Source organism: Pseudomonas sp. 2 (genome assembly GCF_056627435.1).
Window position 1 is genome coordinate 135130 of sequence record NZ_JBWXNG010000001.1, and the last position, 22677, is coordinate 157806.

Here is a 22677-nt window from a genome sequence, read left to right on the forward strand (position 1 = left end):
CGCCAGCAAGCCGGCTCCCACGGCCTTCGGCCAGAATCAACAGCGCACCCAGCGCTCAACACTCAACCATGGACTATCCTTGCGGGACGAATGGAGGATGTCATGGAACCCTCATCCAACACCCCGCCCCCGCTCCCTGACGACAACAAACCACCGACCTTCTGGCAAATGCTGCACAGCGTCATGGCCGCCGCCTTCGGCGTGCAGAGCCAGAAAAACCGCGCCCGCGACTTCACCCACGGCAAACCGTCGCATTTCGTGATTCTGGGGATTGTGTTCACCGCAGCCTTCGCCCTGGTACTGCTGGGCATCGTGCAGCTGGTGCTGTATTTCGCAGTGCCCTGAACCTTCGCTCAGTTCGCCCCGACTTTCACGAATGGATACGCCACCCCTTCCGGGCTTCTTCCACCGGTGAACTGGCGCACGTCGATGCCGTAGTCATCCTGGTTGTTGGCCTGCATGAAACGCTGGCTGTCCTTGCGCTCGCGCAATTGCATGGCCGACACCCGCCAGGTGCCGAAGGGTTGGCGGCTCTGGCTGTCGGCCTGGTCGTAGTCATGCAGCAACACCAGCGCCCAGCCACCGAGGGTGAAGTGGCCGCCCGCATCGGCACTCAGCGAGCCTTCGCGCAACGCCTGCAAGGCCGCCGTGGAGTCGTTGATGGTGCCGACCAGCACATCCTTGCCCGGTTGCTTGCCGGTTTCACGCACCGCATCCATCGCACCAAAGGCCATCAGGTCGCTGGCGGCCCAGATCAGGCTGACATCGGGGTAGCGCTTGAGCAGCACCTGCGCCTGCTCGAAGGCCCGGTCACGGCGCCAGCCGCCGAGCACGATCTGCCGCAGGCGCACCTGCGGAAACTCGGCCAGCGCCCGGTACAGACCACGCTCGCGCTGCAGCGACACCGGCGTGCTGTTGGTGCCGGAAAACGCCAGCATGTCGATGAACTGCCCGGCAGGCACGGGAGGATGGGATTCGATCAGGCGCCTGGCGACCAGGTAGCCGCCCTCTTCGTCATTGGCCACCACGCTGCCGAGAAAATCCGGGTAGCGACTGCGCAAATCGCCGAGGATGCTCAGCTGATTGGCAGTGAAGGTGTTGTTGACTGCGACCAGCTTCACCCCGCTGCCCACCGACAGGCGCAGCACTTCGGGGGCGACGTTGAGCTCGTTGGAAAACACCAGGTAGTCGGGCCGCTCCTGGCCCTGCAGCGCCTGGCGGGCAAAAGTGAGCAGCGTGCGGGTGTCGCGGTCGGTGTAGTGAATGGTCAGGTGCATGCCCAGCCGATCGGCAGCCGCCTGCATGAAACGCGAGTAGCTGGACCAATAGGGGGCCGGCGCTGCGCCCGGGTTGAGAAACACCACCGAGGCCGCCCACGCATTACCCAGCCACAACCCGCCCACGACCAGCATGAGGCAGCCACTGAAAAACCTGATCATTGGACACCGAGCCTCAACGCCAAAGACGATACAGCCGACCTGCATCAGGCCTGCTTATACCTTATCGGCAGGCGTCGGGTAAGTTCTACCCGGCACATTGACACCCGGTGCCTGGGTTACTGGTGACTCACCCAGAACACTGCAGCACCTACAACCAGAATGATGAGAAACAGGATCGCCCAGGCGTCTACATGACTGTCGGACTTGGCAGGTTTAGGGTGGGATCGGCTCATTGGCTTGCCTCTTGTCAGTCTTATTGTGATTGAGACATTTAAACGGCCGAAGACGGTTGACCCCGGCCTGACCAAGAGTAAAGTCGAGGCTTGTCCTTATCACAAGTGTGGTTATGAGCAGCCGACGGGATGCTTATCGCTTTTATCTATTTGCATATAAAAAAACATCACTTTTGCGCATATGTATGAACTGGTATCGTGCGCCAGCCTCGATGGAGGCTGCGCGACCGTGCGCGCAGATTTGTTGGGACCCTGAACGCAGGCGGCACCGCATCGCCTCTCAGTTCGTCCAAGCAGCAGTGAATCGCCTGAGAACAGGACCACCATGTACGTATATGACGAGTACGATCAGCGGATCGTCGAGGACCGCGTCAAGCAGTTCCGCGACCAGACCCGCCGCTATCTGGCTGGCGAGCTGAGCGAAGAAGAGTTTCGCCCGCTGCGCCTGCAAAACGGCCTCTATGTCCAGCGCTTCGCGCCGATGCTGCGTGTGGCTGTGCCTTACGGTCAGCTGAGTGCGCGCCAGGTGCGCATGCTGGCGAAAATCGCCCGCGACTACGACAAGGGCTACGCGCACATCAGCACCCGCCAGAACGTGCAGTTCAACTGGCCGGCGCTGGAAGACATCCCCGACATTCTCGCTGAGCTGGCCACGGTGCAGATGCACGCGATCCAGACCAGCGGCAACTGCCTGCGCAACGTCACCACCGACCAGTTCGCCGGCGTTGCAGCCGACGAGCTGGTCGATCCGCGCCCATGGTGCGAGATCGTGCGTCAGTGGACGACCTTCCACCCGGAATTCGCCTACCTGCCGCGCAAGTTCAAGATCGCGATCAACGGCTCGACGTCCGACCGCGCGGCCATCGAAGTGCACGACATCGGCCTGGAGCCGATCAAGAACGCCGCCGGCGAGCTGGGCTTCCGCGTGCTGGTCGGTGGCGGCCTGGGCCGTACCCCGGTGGTCGGTGCCTTCATCAACGAGTTCCTGCCGTGGCAGGACCTGTTGAGCTACCTGGACGCCATCCTGCGGGTCTACAACCGCTATGGCCGTCGCGACAACAAGTACAAGGCGCGGATCAAGATTCTGGTCAAGGCGCTCACGCCGGAAGTCTTCGCCGAGAAGGTCGAGGCCGAGATGGCCCACCTGCGCGGCGGCCAGACCACCCTGACCGAAGCCGAAGTGCACCGCGTTGCCAAGCACTTCGTCGACCCCGACTACAAGGCGCTGCCGGACTTTGCCAGTGAACTGGCGGAGCTGGACAAGGCGCACCCGGGTTTTGCCCGCTGGCGCACGCGCAACGTCCTGGCCCACAAGAAGCCGGGCTACGTGGCCGTGACCCTGTCGCTCAAGCCGACTGGCGTTGCGCCGGGCGATCTGACCGACAAGCAGCTGGACGCCATCGCCGATCTTGCCGATCGCTACAGCTTCGGTTACCTGCGCACCTCCCACGAGCAGAACATCATCCTGGCCGACGTCGAGCAGAGCCAGCTGTTCACCCTCTGGGGCGAGCTGCGCGAAGGCGGTTTCGCCACGCCGAACATTGGCTTGCTGACCGACATCATCTGCTGCCCGGGCGGTGATTTCTGCTCGCTGGCCAACGCCAAGTCGATCCCGATCGCCGAATCCATCCAGCGCCGCTTCGACGACCTGGACTACCTGTTCGACATCGGCGAGCTGGACCTGAACATCTCCGGCTGCATGAACGCCTGTGGTCACCACCACGTCGGCCACATCGGCATTCTGGGCGTGGACAAGAAAGGCGAAGAGTTCTATCAGGTCTCCCTGGGTGGCAGCGCCAGCCGCGACGCCAGCCTGGGCAAGATCCTCGGCCCTTCGTTCGCGCAGGAAGCCATGCCGGACGTGATCGAGAAGCTGATCGACGTCTACGTTGAAAAACGTACCGAAGACGAGCGCTTCATCGACACCTACCAGCGTATCGGCATCGACCCTTTCAAGGAGCGCGTCTATGCAGCGAATCATTAAGAACAACGAAGTCATCGACGAGACCTGGCACCTGCTGCCCAAGGACACCGAGTTCGACAGCCTGTCCAACTGCGACGACCTGATCGTACCGCTGGCCCTGTGGCGCGAGCACGGTCACGCGCTCAAGGCTCGCGACGGCGGCCTGGGTGTGTGGCTGGACAGCGACGAAGAAGCCGAGGAAATCGGCGACGACGTCAAGCACTTCCAGGTCATCGCTCTGAACTTCCCGGCCTTCACCGACGGGCGCAGCTACTCCAACGCTCGCCTGCTGCGTGATCGCTATGGCTTCAAGGGCGAACTGCGGGCCATCGGCGACGTGCTGCGTGACCAGCTGTTCTACCTGAGCCGCTGCGGTTTCGACGCCTTCGCGATCCGGGCCGACAAGGACCCGTACGAAGCACTGGAAAGCCTCAAGGACTTCTCGGTGACCTACCAGGCCGCCACCGACGAGCCATTGCCGCTGTTCCGTCGTCGTTGATTCGACGGGTTTAGCGGGCAACAAAAAGCCCCGGTTTCGTGAGAAGCCGGGGCTTTTTTGACTGATCTGAAACACTGGCCTTTGTGGGAGTGAGCTTGCTCACGAACGCCCCCCCACATGGCGCTTGTTTTGAATGCGCTGACCTGTTCGTGAGCAAGCTCACTCCCACGACGGTCCCGGCCTGTTACCAGAACCGCTGCTGGGTCAAACGGCTCCACCAACCGGTCACCAGACGATCCACCGAACCGCTGGCCGCCAGCCCCACCCGCTCCTGCAAACTCTTGCGTTCTGCGTAATGCAGATGGAACACCTCGGCAGTCTTCGCCTTGTCGGCCAGGTACTCATCACTGGTCTTCAGCTCATCAACCAGCAGCTTGTCCTTGGCCGCCATGCCCAACCAGACCTCGCCGGTGGCCACTTCATCGATCTGCAACTGCGGGCGATAGCTGGCGACGAAGTTCTTGAACAGCTCGTGGGTGATGTCCAGATCCTGCTGGAACTTCTCGCGGCCCTTCTCGGTGTTTTCGCCAAACACGGTCAGCGTGCGCTTGTACTCGCCAGCCGTCAGCACTTCGAAGTCGATGTCGTGCTTCTTCAACAGGCGGTTGACGTTGGGCAACTGCGCCACCACACCAATGGAACCCAGTACGGCAAAAGGCGCGCTGATGATGCGGTTGCCGATGCAGGCCATCATGTAGCCGCCGCTGGCCGCCACCTTGTCGATGCAGATGGTCAGCGGAATGCCTGCCTGACGAATCCGCGCCAGTTGCGAGGAGGCCAGCCCGTAGCTGTGCACCATGCCGCCGCCGCTTTCCAGGCGCAGCACCACTTCGTCCTTTTCGGTGGCCAGCGACAGCAGTGCGGTGATTTCGTGGCGCATGCTTTCGGTGGCCGAAGCCTTGATGTCGCCGTCAAAATCCAGCACGTAGACCCGAGGCTTGACCTCGGTCTGCTTCTTGTCTTTTTTCAGTTCCTTGGCCTGGGACTTGCGCAGTGCCTTGAGTTTCGCCTTGTCCAGCAGCGAGCCTTCCAGGCGGTCACGCAGGCCCTTGTAGAAATCGTTGAGCTTGGTCACATGCAACTGGCCACCGCCGCCACGGCGCCCGCGGCCACGCAGCGAGGCGATGACAATCAGCACCATGACAATAGCTACCACCACGGTCACGGTCTTCGCCAGGAAGCTGGCGTAATCGAAAATGAACTCCACAGAGGCTCCTTACCTGCACATTTGGGCGCTGAAGCAGCGCCCGATCACTGTCGTGAATGGCCCCAGCATACCGTCGCGCCTCACGCCGGGCCAGCGACGCGGTGGTCAAAGATCATGACAAGCGGACAATTCAAACAAGCGTATGTTTTTTTATTGACAGACCCCGCGCCCTGCTCATAACCTCGCTTCACTTTCAGCGTGCCGGGATTGGACGAACGTGGGCAGCATCTATCTGATCAGACATGGCCAGGCCTCCTTTGGTGCCGACGACTACGACGTCCTGTCGCCCACCGGCTACCGTCAGGCAGAAGTGCTCGGCGCGCACCTGGCGCAGCTCGATCTGAGCTTCGATCGCTGCATCAGCGGCAGCCTGTTCCGCCAGCGCCACACCGCCGAAACCGTGATCGCGCAACTCGATGCCAAGGGCCCGAAGCAGCCTGAACTGGAAATCGACCAGGCCTTCAACGAATTCGACGCCGAAGGGGTGATTCGCGCCCTGCTCCCGGCCATGCTCCCCGACGAACCCGAAGCCCTGGAAATCATGCGCAACGCCGCGCATAACCGCGCCGAATTCCAGCGCCTGTTCGCACTGATCATCGGCCGCTGGCTAGGCGGCGAGCACGACACACCTGCCCTGCAAAGCTGGCTGTCCTTCGTGGCCCAGGTGCAGGCGGGGCTTGAGCGGGTTCTCGACCGCGCAGCGCCCAACGAGCGCATTGCCGTGTTCACCTCCGGCGGCACCATCACCGCCCTGCTCCACCTGATCACCCGAATGCCGGCAACCCAGGCGTTCGAACTCAACTGGCAAATCGTCAACACCTCGCTCAACCACCTGAAATTCCGGGGGCGCGAGGTGTCACTGGCTTCCTTCAACAGTCAGACGCACCTGCAACTGATGAAGGCGCCGGAGCTCATCACCTACCGCTGAGCCCGGCCAAACGCACCCGCAAGGTGCCTGCAAATCACTCATATAAAAGGATGACACCATGACTTCCGCAGCTGATGCCGTACAAGCCATGAAAGCCAAGTTCAACCCAAGCGCCGCTGCCGGCCTGGACCTGGTGTTCGGTTTCCGTATCGACGAATCCAAGCACTTCTCGCTGATCGTCAAGGACAGCACCTGTGAGTTGAAGGACGGCGAAAACCCTGACGCTCAAGTCACACTGGTCATGGATGAAGAAACCCTCAAAGGTATCGTCAGCGGCGAGACCGACGGCATGCAGGCGTTCATGGCCGGCAAGCTGCGCGCCGAAGGCGACATGATGCTGGCGATGAAACTGAGCGAGCTGTTCCCGTCGTAATGACAGGGTGATACACGAAAAACCGAGGCCTTGGCGCTTCGGTTTTTTTTGCGCCATGGTTTCTGATCGCTACGAATCAAAACGGCTGATCGACCTTCAACACGCTCGCCAATAACACCCCGTTGACGTTGTCCGGCAAAGCGTTGGCGCATTAGATTAGCCAATGATCCTGACCCATCAAAATAAACAGCAGGGATAAGCATGGCCCTAACCGACCAGTCCACCCAGGTTCGATCCGGCGAAGAACTCGACGCTGCGCAGATCGATCCCTACCTCAAGGCCCATATTGCGGGCTTGAGCGGCGAGCCGCAGATCAGCCAGTTTCCCGGCGGCGCATCCAACCTCACCTACCTGCTGAAATACCCCGAACACGAGTTCGTGCTGCGTCGCCCACCGTTTGGCCACAAAGCCAAGAGCGCCCACGACATGGGCCGCGAGTTCCGCATCCTCAACCAGCTCAAGGACGCCTTCCCGTATTGCCCCAAGGCCTACGTGCATTGCACCGACGAATCGGTGCTGGGCGCCGAGTTCTACGTCATGGAGCGGGTCAAGGGCATCATCCTGCGCGCCGAATTGCCGGCCGAGCTGAACTTCGACGCGGCAAAGACCGAGGCGCTGTGCAAGAGCTTTATCGACAAGCTGGTGGACCTGCACCGGGTCGACTACAACGCCTGCGGTTTGGGCGACCTGGGCAAGCCTCAGGGTTACGTCGAGCGGCAGATTCGCGGCTGGACCGAACGCTACGACAAGGCCCGCACCGCCGACGCGCCGAGCTGGGAAAAGGTCGCGCGCTGGCTGGATGACAAGAAGCCTGCTGACCACCCGGTGTCGAGCCTGGTGCACAACGACTACCGCTTCGACAACGTGATCCTCGACCCCGCCAACCCGATGCAGATCATTGGCGTGCTGGACTGGGAACTGACCACCCTGGGCGATCCGCTGATGGACCTGGGCAACAGCCTGGCGTACTGGATTCAGGCGGACGACCCGGCGCCGGTGCAACTGATGCGCCGCCAGCCCAGCCACGCGCCGGGCATGCTGACCCGCCAGCAGTTCGTGGCCTACTACGCCGAGCGCTCCGGGATTGCCATCGACAATTTCGACTTCTACTACACCTACGGCCTGTTTCGCCTGGCCGGGATCGTGCAGCAGATCTACTACCGCTTCTTCAACGGCCAGACCCAGGACAAACGCTTCGCCCAGTTCATCCACATGAACAAACTGCTGGAGCACATGGCCCTGCAGGTCATCGACCGTTCTGCGCTCTGATTTGCGACCTTTTGAGACACGATAAGGAAGACAACATGTCCAAGACCCCACTGTTCGACCTCGACGGCAAGATCGCCTTCGTTTCCGGCGCCAGCCGCGGCATCGGCGAGGCCATCGCCAAATTGCTCGCCCAACAGGGCGCCCACGTCATCGTTTCCAGCCGCAAACTCGACGGCTGCCAGCAGGTCGCCGACGCGATCATCGCCGCAGGCGGCAAGGCCACGGCCATCGCCTGCCACATCGGCGAGATGGAACAGATCACCAGCGTGTTCGCGCGCATCCGCGAAGAATTCGGCCGGCTGGACATTCTGGTCAACAACGCGGCCACCAACCCGCAGTTCTGCAACGTGCTGGACACGGATCTCGGCGCGTTCCAGAAGACGGTCGATGTGAACATTCGCGGGTATTTCTTCATGTCGGTGGAAGCCGGCAAGCTGATGCGCGAACACGGCGGCGGCAGCATCATCAACGTGGCGTCGATCAACGGGGTGTCGCCGGGGATTTTCCAGGGCATCTATTCGGTGACCAAGGCGGCGGTGATCAACATGACCAAGGTGTTCGCCAAGGAGTGCGCGCAGTTCGGGATCCGCTGCAATGCGCTGTTGCCGGGACTGACCGACACCAAGTTCGCGTCGGCGCTGGTCAGCAACGAGAAGATCCTCAACACTGCACTGGCGCAGATTCCGCTCAAGCGCGTGGCCGACCCGAGCGAGATGGCCGGGACGGTGTTGTACCTGGCCAGCGATGCGTCGAGTTATACGACGGGGGTGGCGTTGAATGTGGATGGGGGTTTTTTGTCTTAGCGCTTTTGCGCCGTGAGGCGATCCTGACAATGGGTGCATATCCGCTTTTCGGGTTGATGCTTAGAGGGTCTGCCTAACGGCAGACCTGTTTCGGCTTCGCCGAGTTACTTGATGACCCCAAGTAACCAAGGGTTCGTGCTCCCTGTCCGGCCCCTCCTTCGTCGGGGTTCCCTCGCTCCGGTCCCGCTCCGTGGGCCCGGCGCGAATGGGCCATCCATGGCCCCGCGCCTCGCGCGGCATCCTGCCGCTTGACCCACTACGCGAAACCTCCACTCAGCCTCCCAAAGTCGCGTTTGGTGTCGCCTGTGATATCTGCGCTTTTGAACACCACATCCTCCCCGTAGCAGCACGGCTTGCCGGCGGGGTCGATCTTGAGGGCCACCCGCGAGCAAGCTCGGCTGCTGCGAAGGGCATCGCCCTCGCGCTCTTGATTTGGCTTTTGCTCTTGATCCTCATGCACGATAGCCCAGACGACACCAAACGCGACTTGGGTGCAGGCTGAATGGAGGTCTCGTGGAGTGTGCCAAGCGGCAGGATGCCGCGCGAGGCGCGGGGCCATGGATGGCCCATTCGCGCCGGGCCCACGGAACGAGGCCGGAATGAAGGAAGTCCGACGCAGTCGGACCCAAACCAGGAGCACAAGGACTTGGTTACTTGGTCCCTTCAAGTAACTCGACGAAGTCGAAACAGATCTGACGTTAGGAAGAGCGCTCTTGATCTTGATCTTGATCTTGATCGACGAAGTCGAAACAGGTCTGGCGTTAGCCAGACCCTTCAATCGCCAAAACACCCGAGACGCCAAGGATGTACACAAACCAAAAAACAATCCCGTGAGGCGATCCTGACGCACATTTGATGGAAAAAAGATTCCACCCAACCACCCCGACCGAATACATTTTGCGAATAACAACACCCCGGAAAGGACCCATCGTCATGCGCGAATCAACTCTCCCCACCCTGGGCATCGGCCTGATCGGCACCGGATTCATGGGCCGTGCCCATGCCCTGGCCTTCCACAACACCCGCACCACCTTCGACCTGCCCGTGCACCTCAAACTCGCCGCACTGGCCGATGCCGACGCCGCCCGCGCCGAACAGTGCGCCCGCAGCTGGGGCTTCGAGCGCAGCCATGCCGACTGGCAGCAACTGATCAGCGACCCGACCGTCGACATCGTCGCCATCACCACCCCCAACCACCTCCACTATCCCATGGCCATGGCCGCGCTGGAGTCGGGCAAGCACGTCTACTGCGAAAAGCCACTGGCCGTCAGCCTGGAGCAGGCCCGCGAGATGCAACAGGCCGCCAGCAAAGCCGGCGTGGTGACGCGGGTCGGCTACAACTACCAGCACAACCCCATGATCGGCCTCGCCCGGCAGATGATCCAGAGCGGCGAGCTGGGGCAGGTCGTCAGCTTCCAGGGTGAGTTCAGCGAAGACTTCATGGGCGATGGCCAGTCCCCGTGGTCCTGGCGTTGCGAACAGGCCCATGCCGGCGGTGCGCTGGCGGATCTGGGCAGCCATCTGCTGGCCATGGCGCGCTACCTGCTGGGCGACATCGAAGCGGTGTGTGCCGACTCCCAGACCGTCCACACCCGCCGCCCCACCACCAAGGGCAGCGCGGAGTCGCGCGCGATCAGCATCGATGACCAGACCTTCGCCCTGCTGCGCTTCGCCAACGGCGCGCGTGGCACCTTCGGCAGCAGCTGGCTCAAGCACGGCTACAAGAACCACCTGAGTTTCGAGATCAGTGGCACGCTGGGCACGCTGTCCTTCGATCAGGAGCGGCTGAACGAATTGAGGTTGTATCGCGCAGGTGCCCCGGGGCGTGACGGTTTCCAGCGGATTCTCGCCGGCCCCACCCAGCCGGGTTACGCCGCCTTCTGCCCGGCACCGGGGCATCAGTTGGGCTACAACGAGCTGAAGACGCTGGAGGTGCATGCGCTGATCCAGGCGCTGTGCGGGCAAGGCAATGAAGGGCCGGATTTTGCCGAAGCGCTGGAAGTGGAACGCCTGGCAACGGCCATTCGCGTGGCGGCCAGCGAGGAGCGTTGGGTGAAGGTGGCCACCATCTGATAGGCCGCAAATGTTCCCTGTAGGAGCGAATTCATTCTGGGCGGCATTCCGACGAATCGTTGGTGTAGACGACACATCAACATCGCCTGGCAGATCTTTCGCGAATGAATTCGCTCCTACAGGTACGTTGTTGGCAAGGGCACAGGTAGAATGCCGCGCTTCCGGGCAGCCATTCTGCCCGTCTGCCAAGTAAGCCCTTGCCCATGCCGTTAGAACTGTCCGTAGAACCCACCACGCTGCTGGTGCTCGCCCTTGTCGCCTTCGTGGCCGGTTTCATCGATGCCATCGCCGGTGGCGGCGGTCTGTTGACCACGCCTGCCCTGCTCACTGCCGGTTTGCCGCCGCATCTGGTGCTGGGCACCAACAAGCTGAGCTCGACCTTCGGCTCGGCCACCGCCAGTTTCACCTTCTACCGGCGCAAGCTGTTTCACCCGGCGCAGTGGAAGCGCGGCCTGCTCGGTACGCTGATCGGCGCCCTGGTCGGAGCGGTGGTGGCCCACTACCTGCCGGCCGAACTGCTGAACCAGATGCTGCCGGTGATCGTTTTCGCCTGTGGCCTGTATCTGTTGTTCGGTGGCACACCCAAGGCGCCGCTGGACAGTGACGCGCCGATCAAGACCCGCTGGCAGTTCCCGCAAGGTTTCGGCCTGGGCTTCTACGACGGCGTGGCCGGGCCAGGCACCGGCGCGTTCTGGACCGTCAGCACGCTGCTGATGTACCCGGTGGACCTGGTCAAGGCCAGCGGCGTGGCGCGCAGCATGAACTTCGTCAGCAACGCCTCCGCACTGACGATCTTCGCCATCAACGGCACGGTGGACTGGGCGATCGGCCTGGCCATGGGTTCGGCGCTCATGGTCGGTGCGTTCCTGGGTGCGCGCACGGCGATTTCGGGCGGCGCCAAATTCATCCGCCCGGTGTTCATCACCGTGGTGCTGGCGTTAACCGTCCGCCTGGCCTGGCAGCACTGGTTCAACTAAGCCCAGGCGCTGGGCCAGGTACAGGTCGATGAGATAGCGCGCGATGGAGCGGCTGGCTGGCAACGGCGGCATGTCGTGCACGCTGAACCATTGCGCATCCTCGATCTCGTCGGCCTGGGGTACGATCTCGCCACTCTCGTATTCGGCATGAAAGCCCAGCATCATCGAGTGCGGGAACGGCCAGCACTGGCTGCCCTTGTACTGGATGTTCTTGACCTTGATCTGCACCTCTTCCATCACCTCGCGGCGCAGGCAGTCTTCAGCGGATTCGCCTGGCTCGGCAAACCCGGCCAGGGTGCTGTAGACACCGGTGACAAAACGCGGCGAACGGGCCAGAAGTACTTCGTCGCCGCGGGTCACCAGCACGATCATGCTCGGTGAAATACGCGGGTAGGCCCGCAGGTCGCAGGCCTTGCAGTACATCGCCCGCTCGCCCGGCACCTGAACCGTCGGCTGGCCACAGCTGCCGCAGAAGCGGTGCTCGCGGGCCCAGGTGCTGATCTGCGCGGCATAGCCGAGCTTCTGGAACACATCGACGTCATCGGCCAGCATGAACTGGCGCAGGGTCTGCCAGTGAGTGCCAGGCAGTTCCACCGGCTGTTTGAGCACCTGCACGTAAACCGGCTCGCCATCGAAATGGCCGATGCCGTGCTCACTCATCAGTGGCAGGTCCTGTTGCGCCAGCCACTGGCGGGGAAACATCACCCCGTTGCCATCCAGCAGAAAGCCCTGATCACTGTGAACTACGGCCCAACCGCCGGTGGCCTGGGTGTCGAGTACGGCGGTGGTCCAACGCCTGGGGCGCGTCATGAAAGCACTCCTCTTATGGGCGACCCGCGCGGCTCGACGCGCCTGCACAAGCGGCGCGTCAGGTTCGGCGGCAACGGGTGCCTGCAAATACGGTCTGGCCGGTCAATTGTCGAAGACCGGTTTCTGTTTGCCCATGTGGGCAACCATGGCCAGTTTAAGATCCGCTGATTGCAACATGGCAGCGTTCCAGGTGGCAACGTATTCGAGCCCGTCATCGACGCTGTGATCGCGCATGTAGCCGATCATGCGCTTGCTGCCGCTGATGGCGATCGGCGACTTGGCGGCAATTTCCCGGGCGATCCCGAACACTCCGTCGAGCAACTGCTCAAGATCGCCGAAGGTGCGGTTGACCAGGCCGATGCGCAGGGCTTCATCGGCCTTGACGTTGCGCCCGGTGTAGGCCATCTCGCGCATCATGCCATCGCCGATCAGGTGTGGCAGGCGCTGCAACGTGCCGACGTCGGCGGCCATGCCCATGTCGATCTCGCGGATGGAAAACAGCGCATCATCGGCCGCGTAACGCATGTCACAGGCGCTGATCAGGTCGATCGCGCCGCCGATGCAGTAGCCCTGCACCGCCGCCAGCACCGGTTTGCTGCAGCGGTCGACGACGCTGAACGACTCCTGCATCTGCAGGATCTTGCGCCGCAGCATGCGCGCGTTGCGCCCCACGTCCTTGCCCAGTTCGTTGGCCACCTGCGCCAGCATCATCAGGTCGATGCCCGAGGAGAAATGCTTGCCCGCGCCGCTGAGCACCACCACGCGCACCTCGTCGGTGTCTTCGATCCACTGGAAGATATCGATGATCTCGGTCCAGAACGCCGCGTTCATGGCGTTGATCTTTTCCGGGCGGTTGATTTGCACGTGGGCGATGTGGTCGGTCAGTTCGACCTTGAAAGCGCTGTAGTCGGACACGGCGATGATCCTTGGCTGGCGGTGGGAAATCCGGGAGCGCCGACTATAACAAGCCGGTTTTTCGGTCGCAGGCCACGGTTGCGCCATTTGCCGGACCAGAATCGAGCCGTCCAGGCGACACGCGCCGGAAAAAGGGAACCGTCGGCGACGCCAACGGTCCAGAATGATGGCGACGCGCGATCGCGAATTTCTTGCTATTTTCGTCAGCCAAGGGCTGCCACTGAGCCATCGGCGCGCCACTTCTCAAGGTTTCAAGAGGGCGATCTTTGACTACATCAAAAGCGGCAACCGGCATCACCGGTCTGGACGACATCCTCGCGGGCGGCTTGTCACGCAGCCACGTCTTTCTTCTGGAAGGTGAGCCTGGAACCGGCAAAACCACCGTCGCCTTGCAGTTCCTGCTGGCGGGTGTGGCCGCAGGCGAACGCTGCCTCTATATCACGCTGTCGGAGACCGAGCGCGAACTGCGCGACGGCGCCCGCTCCCACGGCTGGGAACTGAACGAGCAGATCAGCGTGTTCGAGCTGACCCCGCCCGAAGACTTGCTCAATGCCGAGCAGCAGCAAAGCCTGCTGTACTCCTCGGACCTGGAACTGGGCGAGGCGACCAAGCAGATTTTCGAGATCGTCGAACGGGTCAAGCCATCGCGCGTGGTCATCGACAGCCTTTCGGAAATCCGCCTGCTGGCCCAGAGTTCACTGCGTTATCGCCGCCAGATCCTGGCGATCAAACACTACTTCGCGCGTTACGACGCCACGGTCATCCTGCTCGACGACCTTACCACCGAGCTGCTGGACAAGACCGTGCACAGCGTCGCCCACGGGGTGATCCGCCTGGAGGAGCTGACCCCCAACTATGGCGCCGAGCGTCGTCGCCTGCGGGTGGTGAAATACCGCGGCCAGCGCTATCGCGGCGGTTACCACGACTTCACCATTCTTGAGGACGGCGTGCATGTGTTCCCGCGCCTGGTAGCCGCCGAGCACCGTTCGGCCTACCAGAGTACTCAACTGAACAGCGGCATCGGCGAACTCGACGCGCTGCTCGGTGGCGGCATCGACAGCGGCTCCAGCACCCTGATTCTCGGCCCTGCCGGTACTGGTAAATCGCTGGTCAGCCTGGTGTTCGCCGCCGCAGCCGTCGCCCGGGGCGAAAAGGTCGGGCTGTTCATTTTCGACGAAGAGATCGGCCTACTGTTCGAACGCATGCGCAAAGTCGGCATCGACCTGGCCGCCCTGCAGGAAACCGGCAACCTGCTGATCGAACAGGTGGACGCCGCCGAACTGTCGCCCGGCGAGTTCTCTCATCGGGTACGACGCAGCGTCGACGAGATGCAGATCCGCACCGTGGTCATCGACAGCCTCAACGGCTACCGCGCGGCGATGCCGGAAGAAAACGCGCTGGTGCTGCACATGCACGAGCTGCTGCTGTACCTCAACCGTCAGGGCGCCTCGACCTTCATCACCGTGGCCCAGCACGGCCTGGTGGGCGACATGGAGGCGCCAGTGGACATTACCTACCTGGCCGACACCGTGATCCTGTTGCGGTACTTCGAGGCGCTGGGCAAAGTTCGGCGTGCCATCTCGATCATCAAGAAGCGCACCGGCACCCACGAGTCGACCATCCGTGAATACCGCATCAGCAGCAATGGCTTGCGGATCGGCACGCCGCTGGATGAATTCCAGGGCGTGCTGCGCGGGGTCCCGCAATATATGGGTGAGAACAACCCGCTGCTGCAGGATGAGGACGTGTGAGTACACCGGGACAACTTTCGGAACGGGCAATCATCCTCGCGCCACACGGCCGGGACAGCCAGATTGCCCTGATGATCCTGCAGGAAGCGGGCTTCCCGGCGCTCATCACCCACGATCTGGCAGGCCTGTGCCGGGAGCTGTCTTCCGGCGCCGGCCTTGCCATCGTGGCGGACGAAGCAATGCGCGGGGTCGACCTCAATCCGCTGCTCAACCTTTTGAGCAACCAACCGGCCTGGTCGGACCTGCCCATCGTGCTGCTGACCCATCACGGCGGCCCGGAGCAGAATCCGTCGGCGCGGCTGGGCAAGATGCTGGGTAACGTGACCTTCCTCGAACGGCCTTTTCATCCGGCGACCCTGGTCAGCCTGGTCAGCACCGCCGTGCGCGGGCGCAGGCGCCAGTACGAAGCGCGCAGCCGCATGGAAGACCTGTTCGAGAGCGAGCAGCGTCTACAACACGCGCTCAAGGCCGGGCGCCTGGGTTCCTGGCAGCTGGAGGCCGAGCATTTACGGCTCAACTGCTCGGCGATCAGCAAGGTGCATTTCGGCCGCGATGAACATGCGCCGTTCAGTTACCACGACTGGCTGGAGTCGGTGTATGCCGAAGATCAGCCGCGCATGCAGTCGTCGCTGCAGCATGCGCTGGACACCGGTGAAGACTTCATCCTCGAATTTCGCAACGTCTGGGCCGACGGCTCGCTGCATTGGGTGGACGCCCGTGCCCGGGCGATTCGCGGGCGCAACGGCCGGGTCAGCCTGCTGGTGGGCGTGACCTCGGACATCACCGAGCGCAAGCGCGCTGAAACCCAGCTGCGGCGCCTGAACGAAACCCTCGAACAACAGGTCGAGGAGCGCACCTCGCAGTTGCGCCACAACGAAGAAGTGCTGCGCCAGTCACAGAAAATGGAAGCGGTCGGCCAGCTCACCGGCGGTATCGCTCACGACTTCAACAACATGCTGACCGGCATCATCGGCAGCCTGGAATTACTGCGCCGACGCATCGCCCGTGGCCGCACCGATGATCTGGACGGCCTGATCGATCTGGGCGTGACCTCGGCCAACCGCGCCGCTGCCCTGACCCACCGTCTGCTGGCCTTTTCCCGGCGCCAGTCGCTGGACTCAAAACCGGTGGAGATGAACGAGCTGGTGCGCTCCATGGGCGAGCTGCTGCATCGCAGCGTCAACGAGAGCATCAGCCTGGACATGTGCCTGGCCAAGGAACTGTGGACCGCCGAGGCCGACCCCAACCAGCTCGAAAGCGCCCTGCTCAACCTGGTACTCAACGCCCGCGACGCCATGCCCGGTGGCGGCATGCTGATGATCGAGACCTTCAACCGCAAGCTCGACCGCAACTTCACCAACGCCCACGAAAACCTGCTGCCCGGCGATTACGTGGTGCTCAGCGTCACCGACACCGGCAGCGGCATGCCGGAGACGGTCATCAGCCGTGCCTTCGACCCGTTCTTCACCACCAAGCCGATCGGCCAGGGCACGGGGCTGGGGCTGTCGATGATCTACGGCTTCAGCAAGCAGTCCCATGGCCACGTGTCAATCGAAAGCCAGGTCGGGCATGGCACCACGGTGCAACTGTTCCTGCCCAGGTTCCAGGGCGCGAAGGAAGAAACCGATGTCGCCCTCGATCATCAGCCCGTGGGTGCCCAGGAAGGCGAAACCATCCTGATCGTCGAGGACGACCCGGCGGTGCGGGCGCTGGTCAGCCAGGTGCTGGGCGAGCTGGGGTATGCGTACCTGGAAGCCGGCGATGCGGTGGGCGCGGTGCCGATTCTTGAGTCCGGCCAGCGTATCGACCTGATGATCAGCGACGTCGGCCTGCCGGGCATGAACGGCCGGCAACTGGCGGACATCGGCCGGCAGATGCGCCCGGAGCTGAAAGTCCTGTTCATCACCGGCTATGCCGAGAATGCAGGCGTGCGGGCGGGGTTTCTCGAAACCGGCATGCAGATGATCACCAAACCGTTCGCCTTCGATCAGTTGACGGCAAAGGTGCGGGAGATGATCGAGGGGTAAAGGGCCGCACGCATGAACCGCCTCTGGCCGCAGGCCGTGGGAGCCGGCTTGCTGGCGAATGTGGTGTGTCATTCAATGCAGTGGCAACCGCCAGAATGCATTCGTCGGAACGCCGCCCGCACCAAGCCGGCTCCCACACGTTCGAAGCTCGTCCCCATGTGCTAGCGTTTGAAGGCTGTTCCTTCTCAACGCGAGCACCCCTACCATGGACGACACCATCGTTAACCTCACCACCGAGAAGTTCAACGCACTTCTGGCCGTAGTGCAGCTGTACGGTGCCGCTTTCGCTGTAAAAATCCTCTCCGCAATCGCCTTCTGGATCGTCGGACGCTGGCTGATCGGCTTTGCCGTCGGCATGGTCCAGCGCGCCCTGAGCAAGCAGAAGGTCGACCCGACGGTCCTGCGCTACGTCGGTTCGGCCATCACCGTGACCCTGAACATCGTGCTGGTCATCGCCATCCTCGGCTATCTGGGCATGCAGACCACCACCTTCGCCGCCCTGCTGGCCGCTGTCGGGCTGGCGATCGGCATGGCCTGGTCGGGGCTTCTGGCCAACCTGGCCGCCGGGGCGTTCATCATTGTCCTGCGCCCGTTCAAGGTCGGCGATTTCATCTGTGCCGGCGGTGTGACCGGGACCGTCACGGAAATCGGCCTGTTCGCCACCGCCCTCAACACACCGGACAACGTGTTGACGCTGGTGGGCAACAACAAGATCTTCGGCGACAACATCCAGAACTTCACCCACAACCCGTTCCGCCGGGTCGACCTGACCGCACAGCTATCGGCCCAGGCAGACTGGAAAGCCGCAGCGGCCCTGCTCAAGGAGAAAATCGCCGCTCTGCCCAACGTCGTCACGGAACCTGGCGTCGACGTGGAAATTCTGGACTTCAATCTGGTCGGCCCGGTGCTGGCGGTACGGCCGTACTGCCATAACGAGCATTACTGGCAGGTGTATTTCGACACCAACCGCACCATCAAGGATGCCTTGGGCGACGCCGGTTTTCCGGCGCCGATGCCCGCGCAGACCGTGCTTCTGCAACAGAGCGCCGGCTAAGGCGTCACGCCGCACTTGCCTGCCGATCCGGTGGTTCGCCGGATCGGCAGCGTCTGAACAACTGAAAGTGCGTTGACTTTTGTTCGATGAATATCGAATCTGCTCGGCGTGCTGATCCCGCTGCGGGCAATCGCTTGATCTGGATGGAACGGTCGGCCATCGCCGTGGTTCTAACAGCACATGCCCGCCCACCCTCGATAAAGTGCCCACCGCCCATGGAACGACTGCGACCCGAAGAGCCCCGCGCGCCCGCTGACAGCGCGACGTGGTTCCTGCCCGGCACTGGCGAGGTGAGCACGCTGCTGCAAACCACTCTGGACCACCGCTCACCCCTTGGCCCGCCGGCGCAATGGTCCCACAGCCTTAAAATGCTGATGGCGACCACCCTGCCCGTCGAAGCGCAGATCGTGATCTTCTGGGGCCCGCAGTACGTGGCGCTGTACAACGATGCCTACTTCCCGACTATCGGCGACAAGCACCCCGGCGCCCTGGGCAGGCCCGCCGTCGAGAACTGGTCTGAGCTGTGGGACGACCTCGAACCCTTGCTGCGCGGCGTGCGCGAAACCGGCCAGACCTTCTGCGCCAAGGACCGCCCCTTCTACATCAAGCGCAGCGCGCGGGGCGAAACGGTCTATTTCGATGTGTCGTATTCGGCAGTGCGCGAGCAGGACGGCTCGGTGGGCGGCGTGCTGTGCATCGTCACCGAGACCACCGAGCGCGTGCAATTCGAACAGCGCCAGGCGTTTCTGGTCGACCTGGGCAAGGCCCTGCCCGCCTTCAACGATCCCGACGTGATCGAAGCCCATGTCCTGCGCCAGCTGGGCTCGGAGTTCGAGCCGGAAACCATTCGCCTGGCCATCAGCGAGGATGACGGCGAATCCTTCGAACTCGCGCAAGTTTACGATCGCGGGCGCCTGTGCCGGGATGGCGAGTTGTTCAGCTGGGATGCCCTCGCCCTCAGCCAGCTGCGCGCCGGTTACGTGATCTTCCACCACGACAGCGGCGCCCGCAGCGGCATGCCCGACCCGGATATCCTGGCCTTTCTGGAGCATGAGCCGCCTGCGCGGGTGGACATCCCGGTGCTGCATCACGGCAAGCTTGCGGCGGTCATGAGCATTGTGCCGGCCGCACTGGAAAGCTTCGGCAGCCATCACCTGCGTCTGACCCGTGAAGTCGCCAAACTGGCCTGGCTGTGGATCAACCATGCCAAGGGCGAGCGCGACCTGCGCAAACTCAACGAGCAACTCGAGGAGCGCGTCGCCAGCATCGTCGCCGAACGGGAGATGACCCTGGCGCAGCTGCATGAGTCGCGCAAGATGGAAATGGTCGGGCAGATCGGCGGCGGCATCGCCCATGACTTCAACAACCTGCTGACCCCGATCATCGCCTCGCTTGAGCTGATCGCGCGCCGGAACGATGACGCCGGCAGCCAGCGGCTGACCAAGAGTGCCTTGCAGGCTGCCGAGCGGGCCCGTTCGCTGGCAGGCAAACTGTTGACCTTCGCCCGCCGCCAGACCCTCAAGCCGGAAGCCGTCAACCTCGGGCAACTGGTGGGCGAACTGCGCGACCTGATCGAACGTTCGCTGGAATCGATGATCGTCCTCGAGATTGCGATACCGGCCGCCCTGCCCGCCGTGCGGGTGGATCCGCAACAGCTGGTGCTGGCGCTGCTCAACCTGGCGGTCAACGCCCGCGATGCCATGCCTGACGGAGGCCGGCTCGAGATCGCCGCGTCAGTCCAGTCCATTTTCCTGCCGCGGGGGATGATGCAGGCCGGCGACTACGTCTGCCTGACCGTGTCCGACACCGGCTGTGGCATGAGCGCCGACACCCTCGCCCACTGTCTGGAACCGTTCTACTCCACCAAGGGCGCGGGAAAGGGCACCGGCCTGGGCCTGTCGATGGCCCAGGGCCTGGCGCTGCAGTCGGGGGGCGGTTTCGATATCACGTCCGTCGAGGGCCAAGGCACGACGATCACGCTGTGGCTGCCGATTCAGGTTACGCCCGATCCGTAGCAGTCCGGCTTGCCGGCGGTCGCCCGGGGTCGCGTCCGACCGCAGCGGCAGTAAAATCAAGCGACCTGGCCGTGTCAGAAAGAATGCGTAGGGAGGAAGATCAAAGGCGCTCTTCCTAACGTCAGATCTGTTTCGACTTCGTCGAGTTACTTGGAAAAGTCGGAATGCCGCACCACCCCCAAGTAACCAAGGGGTCCTGCTCCTGGTTGGGCCCTCCTGCGTCGGGTTTCCTCTCTCCGGTCCCGCTCCGTGGGCCCGGCGCGAAGGGCCATCCATGGCCCAACGCGCCTCTCGCGGCATCCATGCCGCTCAACCCACTCCACGAGACCTCCATTCGGCCTGCACCCAAGTCGCGATTTGTGGTGTCTGAGCTATCGCGCACCAAGATCAAAAGCCAGATCAAAAGCACGAGAGCGATGCCCTCCGTAGCAGCACGGCTTGCCGGCGGGTAATCCGCAAGATCGCTACCGCCGGCAAGCCGGACTGCTACGGATCAGAGCTTGAGTTCTACGATGGTATCTGCAGGCATTAGCCAGCGCCGCGGGATTTTCCTATCATGGCGCCTCGATTTTCCTTGCGAGGCCATCATGACCACCCCCGTTTTTCGCGACGCCACACCGGCGGACGTCTCCCGCTGCTTCGAGATCGAAACCTCGGCCTACGAGGGCGACGAGGCAGCCACCCGCGAGAAGATCGCCATTCGTATCGAGCAATACCCGCAGGGCTTCCAGATCCTGGAGCTGGGCGGCGAAGTGATCGGCTTCATCAACGGCGGCTGCGCCTTTGACGTGGTCATGTCCGATGAAGCGTTCAAGGAACTAATCGGCCACGACAGCGCCGCGCCGAACGTGGTGATCATGTCAGTGGTACTGGACCCGGCCCATCAGGGCAAGGGCTACGCGTCGCTGATGATGCGCCACTTCGTCCAGCACATGCGCGACCTGGGCAAGCGCACCATCCACCTGATATGCAAGGAGCGCCATGTCGAGCTGTACGCGCGCATGGGTTATCGCTACGTCAAACCTTCGGAATCCGACCATGGCGGCATGGCCTGGCATGAGATGGTGATGGAGCTCTGAGAAGGCGGTCGCTGGCAAGCCGGACTGCTACGGGACCTAGGCAAACTCGTCATTCGAGAACACCCACATATCGACGTAGCAGTCCGGCTTGCCGGCGAGAGGCCCTTGAGAACGCCATCGATCAGTGCGTTCATTCAAGGCTCCTTCTTCAGGGCCGGCAAATTCCAGCCGTACTTGAGCGACAGCATCCGCACCCCCGTGCACAGGGCGATCGCCAGCCACGGGCTCAGGCGGTCGTCAATCACTTGGGTATCGCCCAGCAACTGGACGAACGCCCCGGCAAAGGCCGCCAGCGCGTAGATTTCCTTGGTCAGGATGGCGGGCACGCGGCCCAGCAGAATGTCACGAATCACCCCGCCGCCCACCGCCGAGATCACCCCGAGCACGATCGACAGCTCGACATGGGGAATGTGCACGAAGGTCTTGTGCACGCCGAACGCGGCAAAGAAGCCAAGGCCTACGGCGTCGAAAAACAGTGTCGGCTGGGCGAGCCTGAGCAATTGATTCTGAAAGAACGCCGCCAGCGCCACGGCGACGATCACCAGGCTCAGGTATTCGATATTGACCAGCCCTGCGGGCGGGAACACGCCAATGCACAGATCGCGAATCACCCCGCCACCGCAGGCGGTGACAAACGCCACGACGAACACCCCGAAGATATCGAGGCGCCGATAAATCGCGGCCATCGCGCCACTCAAGGCAAAGACGAAGGTGCCCATCAAATCGATATAACGAAAGACTTCAAAACCCATCGAGCCGACCTGCCTGAGGTTGTAAGGCGCTGCTCGCTGAGCATGGGCGGTTATCGGAGAATCGGCAAGATCGGGTAGTGTGTGCGTTCCACTTTATCCAGGCCAAACGCATTCCCCCTGTAGGAGCGAATTCATTCGCGATGGGCCGGTACAGGCGAAGCATCTCTGTCGCCTGCCCCATTTTCGCGAATGAATTCGCTCCTACAGGACCGCGATGCGGCACGTCAACCGATCAATGCGGATGCACCGTCCACGCCACCAACCGTGCCACCAACGGCCGCACGATCAGCACGCAGACGAACGCCGACGGCATCGCGACCCGGTAGGCATTCATCACATTTTTCATGTAGTCCTCGCCAATGCCGAACTCGGCGACGGTGATCACCAGACACATGAGAAACGCCATGATCGTCGCCATGTAGAGCGCGAACACATAAGGCGTCAGGTGTTTGGAAAAGCGAAGGGATGAGGTTTTTGCAGTGGGCGTGTTTTCCATTGAAGCGTCCTTTT

At 62.5% G+C, this 22677-nt stretch carries 20 protein-coding genes; 14 read left to right on the top strand and 6 right to left on the bottom strand.

Going from position 1 to position 22677, the window contains the following annotated elements:
* Positions 1 to 102 precede the first annotated feature (102 nt).
* Positions 103 to 345 (top strand): DUF2970 domain-containing protein, encoded by a 243-nt coding sequence (locus AC1MEK_RS00590; RefSeq protein ID WP_480394312.1) that lies wholly within the window; start codon positions 103 to 105, stop codon positions 343 to 345.
* Between the two features lie 8 nt (positions 346 to 353).
* On the opposite strand, the gene AC1MEK_RS00595 is transcribed toward AC1MEK_RS00590, so the two are convergent.
* A complete protein-coding gene (locus AC1MEK_RS00595; RefSeq protein WP_480394313.1) occupies positions 354 to 1439 on the bottom strand; it encodes an ABC transporter substrate-binding protein in 1086 nt (361 codons plus the stop codon).
* A 558-nt stretch (positions 1440 to 1997) separates the two neighbouring features.
* Here AC1MEK_RS00595 and AC1MEK_RS00600 point away from each other — a divergent pair.
* Positions 1998 to 3656, top strand: a complete 1659-nt coding sequence (locus AC1MEK_RS00600) for a nitrite/sulfite reductase (protein WP_480394314.1) — start codon at positions 1998 to 2000, stop codon at positions 3654 to 3656.
* Complete coding sequence (locus tag AC1MEK_RS00605) at positions 3640 to 4134, top strand: DUF934 domain-containing protein (RefSeq protein WP_480394315.1); 495 nt, start codon at positions 3640 to 3642, stop codon at positions 4132 to 4134. Before AC1MEK_RS00600 ends, AC1MEK_RS00605 begins: the two co-directional genes overlap by 17 nt.
* A gap of 184 nt (positions 4135 to 4318) precedes the next feature.
* Here the strand turns inward: AC1MEK_RS00605 and sohB are convergent, their stop codons facing one another.
* On the bottom strand, positions 4319 to 5341 hold the full coding sequence (gene sohB, locus AC1MEK_RS00610) for a protease SohB (protein WP_480394316.1): 1023 nt from the start codon (positions 5339 to 5341) through the stop codon (positions 4319 to 4321).
* 217 nt (positions 5342 to 5558) lie between these two features.
* On the opposite strand from sohB, the gene AC1MEK_RS00615 reads away from it, so the two are divergent.
* From AC1MEK_RS00615 to AC1MEK_RS00640, 6 genes are all read left to right on the top strand, one after another.
* Positions 5559 to 6269, top strand: coding sequence for a histidine phosphatase family protein (locus AC1MEK_RS00615; protein WP_480394317.1), 711 nt, complete (start codon positions 5559 to 5561; stop codon positions 6267 to 6269).
* Between the two features lie 58 nt (positions 6270 to 6327).
* Positions 6328 to 6642, top strand: a complete 315-nt coding sequence (locus AC1MEK_RS00620; protein WP_480394318.1) for an SCP2 sterol-binding domain-containing protein — start codon at positions 6328 to 6330, stop codon at positions 6640 to 6642.
* A 201-nt stretch (positions 6643 to 6843) separates the two neighbouring features.
* Positions 6844 to 7911: a phosphotransferase family protein gene (locus AC1MEK_RS00625; protein WP_480394319.1), complete on the top strand. Its 1068-nt coding sequence runs from the start codon at positions 6844 to 6846 to the stop codon at positions 7909 to 7911.
* A gap of 35 nt (positions 7912 to 7946) precedes the next feature.
* Positions 7947 to 8714: an SDR family oxidoreductase gene (locus AC1MEK_RS00630; RefSeq protein ID WP_480394320.1), complete on the top strand. Its 768-nt coding sequence runs from the start codon at positions 7947 to 7949 to the stop codon at positions 8712 to 8714.
* Between the two features lie 933 nt (positions 8715 to 9647).
* Entirely contained in the window at positions 9648 to 10787 is a 1140-nt protein-coding gene (locus AC1MEK_RS00635) for a Gfo/Idh/MocA family protein (protein ID WP_480394321.1), read from the top strand.
* A gap of 203 nt (positions 10788 to 10990) precedes the next feature.
* Positions 10991 to 11764 (top strand): TSUP family transporter, encoded by a 774-nt coding sequence (locus AC1MEK_RS00640; RefSeq protein WP_480394322.1) that lies wholly within the window; start codon positions 10991 to 10993, stop codon positions 11762 to 11764.
* On the opposite strand, the gene nudC is transcribed toward AC1MEK_RS00640, so the two are convergent.
* Both nudC and AC1MEK_RS00650 read right to left on the bottom strand, forming a co-directional pair.
* Complete coding sequence (gene nudC / locus AC1MEK_RS00645; RefSeq protein ID WP_480394323.1) at positions 11726 to 12574, bottom strand: NAD(+) diphosphatase; 849 nt, start codon at positions 12572 to 12574, stop codon at positions 11726 to 11728. The genes AC1MEK_RS00640 and nudC overlap by 39 nt on opposite strands.
* A gap of 102 nt (positions 12575 to 12676) precedes the next feature.
* The gene (locus tag AC1MEK_RS00650; protein WP_480394324.1) at positions 12677 to 13489 is read right to left on the bottom strand and encodes a crotonase/enoyl-CoA hydratase family protein; all 813 of its coding nucleotides are present in this window, start codon (positions 13487 to 13489) and stop codon (positions 12677 to 12679) included.
* Positions 13490 to 13755: 266 nt separating this feature from the next.
* Here AC1MEK_RS00650 and AC1MEK_RS00655 point away from each other — a divergent pair, with 266 nt between their 5' ends.
* The 5 genes from AC1MEK_RS00655 (at position 13756) to AC1MEK_RS00675 (ending at position 21415) form a co-directional block, all read left to right on the top strand.
* Positions 13756 to 15240 (top strand): ATPase domain-containing protein, encoded by a 1485-nt coding sequence (locus AC1MEK_RS00655; RefSeq protein ID WP_480394325.1) that lies wholly within the window; start codon positions 13756 to 13758, stop codon positions 15238 to 15240.
* A complete protein-coding gene (locus AC1MEK_RS00660; RefSeq protein WP_480394326.1) occupies positions 15237 to 17267 on the top strand; it encodes a response regulator in 2031 nt (676 codons plus the stop codon). The genes AC1MEK_RS00655 and AC1MEK_RS00660 overlap by 4 nt, the downstream gene beginning before the upstream one ends.
* Before the next feature lie 205 nt (positions 17268 to 17472).
* Entirely contained in the window at positions 17473 to 18321 is an 849-nt protein-coding gene (locus AC1MEK_RS00665; RefSeq protein WP_480394327.1) for a mechanosensitive ion channel family protein, read from the top strand.
* Between the two features lie 215 nt (positions 18322 to 18536).
* Positions 18537 to 20336, top strand: a complete 1800-nt coding sequence (locus AC1MEK_RS00670) for an ATP-binding protein (protein WP_480394328.1) — start codon at positions 18537 to 18539, stop codon at positions 20334 to 20336.
* Positions 20337 to 20923: 587 nt separating this feature from the next.
* Positions 20924 to 21415, top strand: coding sequence for a GNAT family N-acetyltransferase (locus AC1MEK_RS00675; RefSeq protein WP_480394329.1), 492 nt, complete (start codon positions 20924 to 20926; stop codon positions 21413 to 21415).
* Positions 21416 to 21549: 134 nt separating this feature from the next.
* Here the strand turns inward: AC1MEK_RS00675 and AC1MEK_RS00680 are convergent, their stop codons facing one another.
* The gene (locus tag AC1MEK_RS00680; protein ID WP_480394330.1) at positions 21550 to 22167 is read right to left on the bottom strand and encodes a trimeric intracellular cation channel family protein; all 618 of its coding nucleotides are present in this window, start codon (positions 22165 to 22167) and stop codon (positions 21550 to 21552) included.
* A 232-nt stretch (positions 22168 to 22399) separates the two neighbouring features.
* Complete coding sequence (locus AC1MEK_RS00685) at positions 22400 to 22663, bottom strand: DUF2798 domain-containing protein (protein ID WP_480394331.1); 264 nt, start codon at positions 22661 to 22663, stop codon at positions 22400 to 22402.
* Between the last annotated feature and the right edge of the window lie 14 nt (positions 22664 to 22677).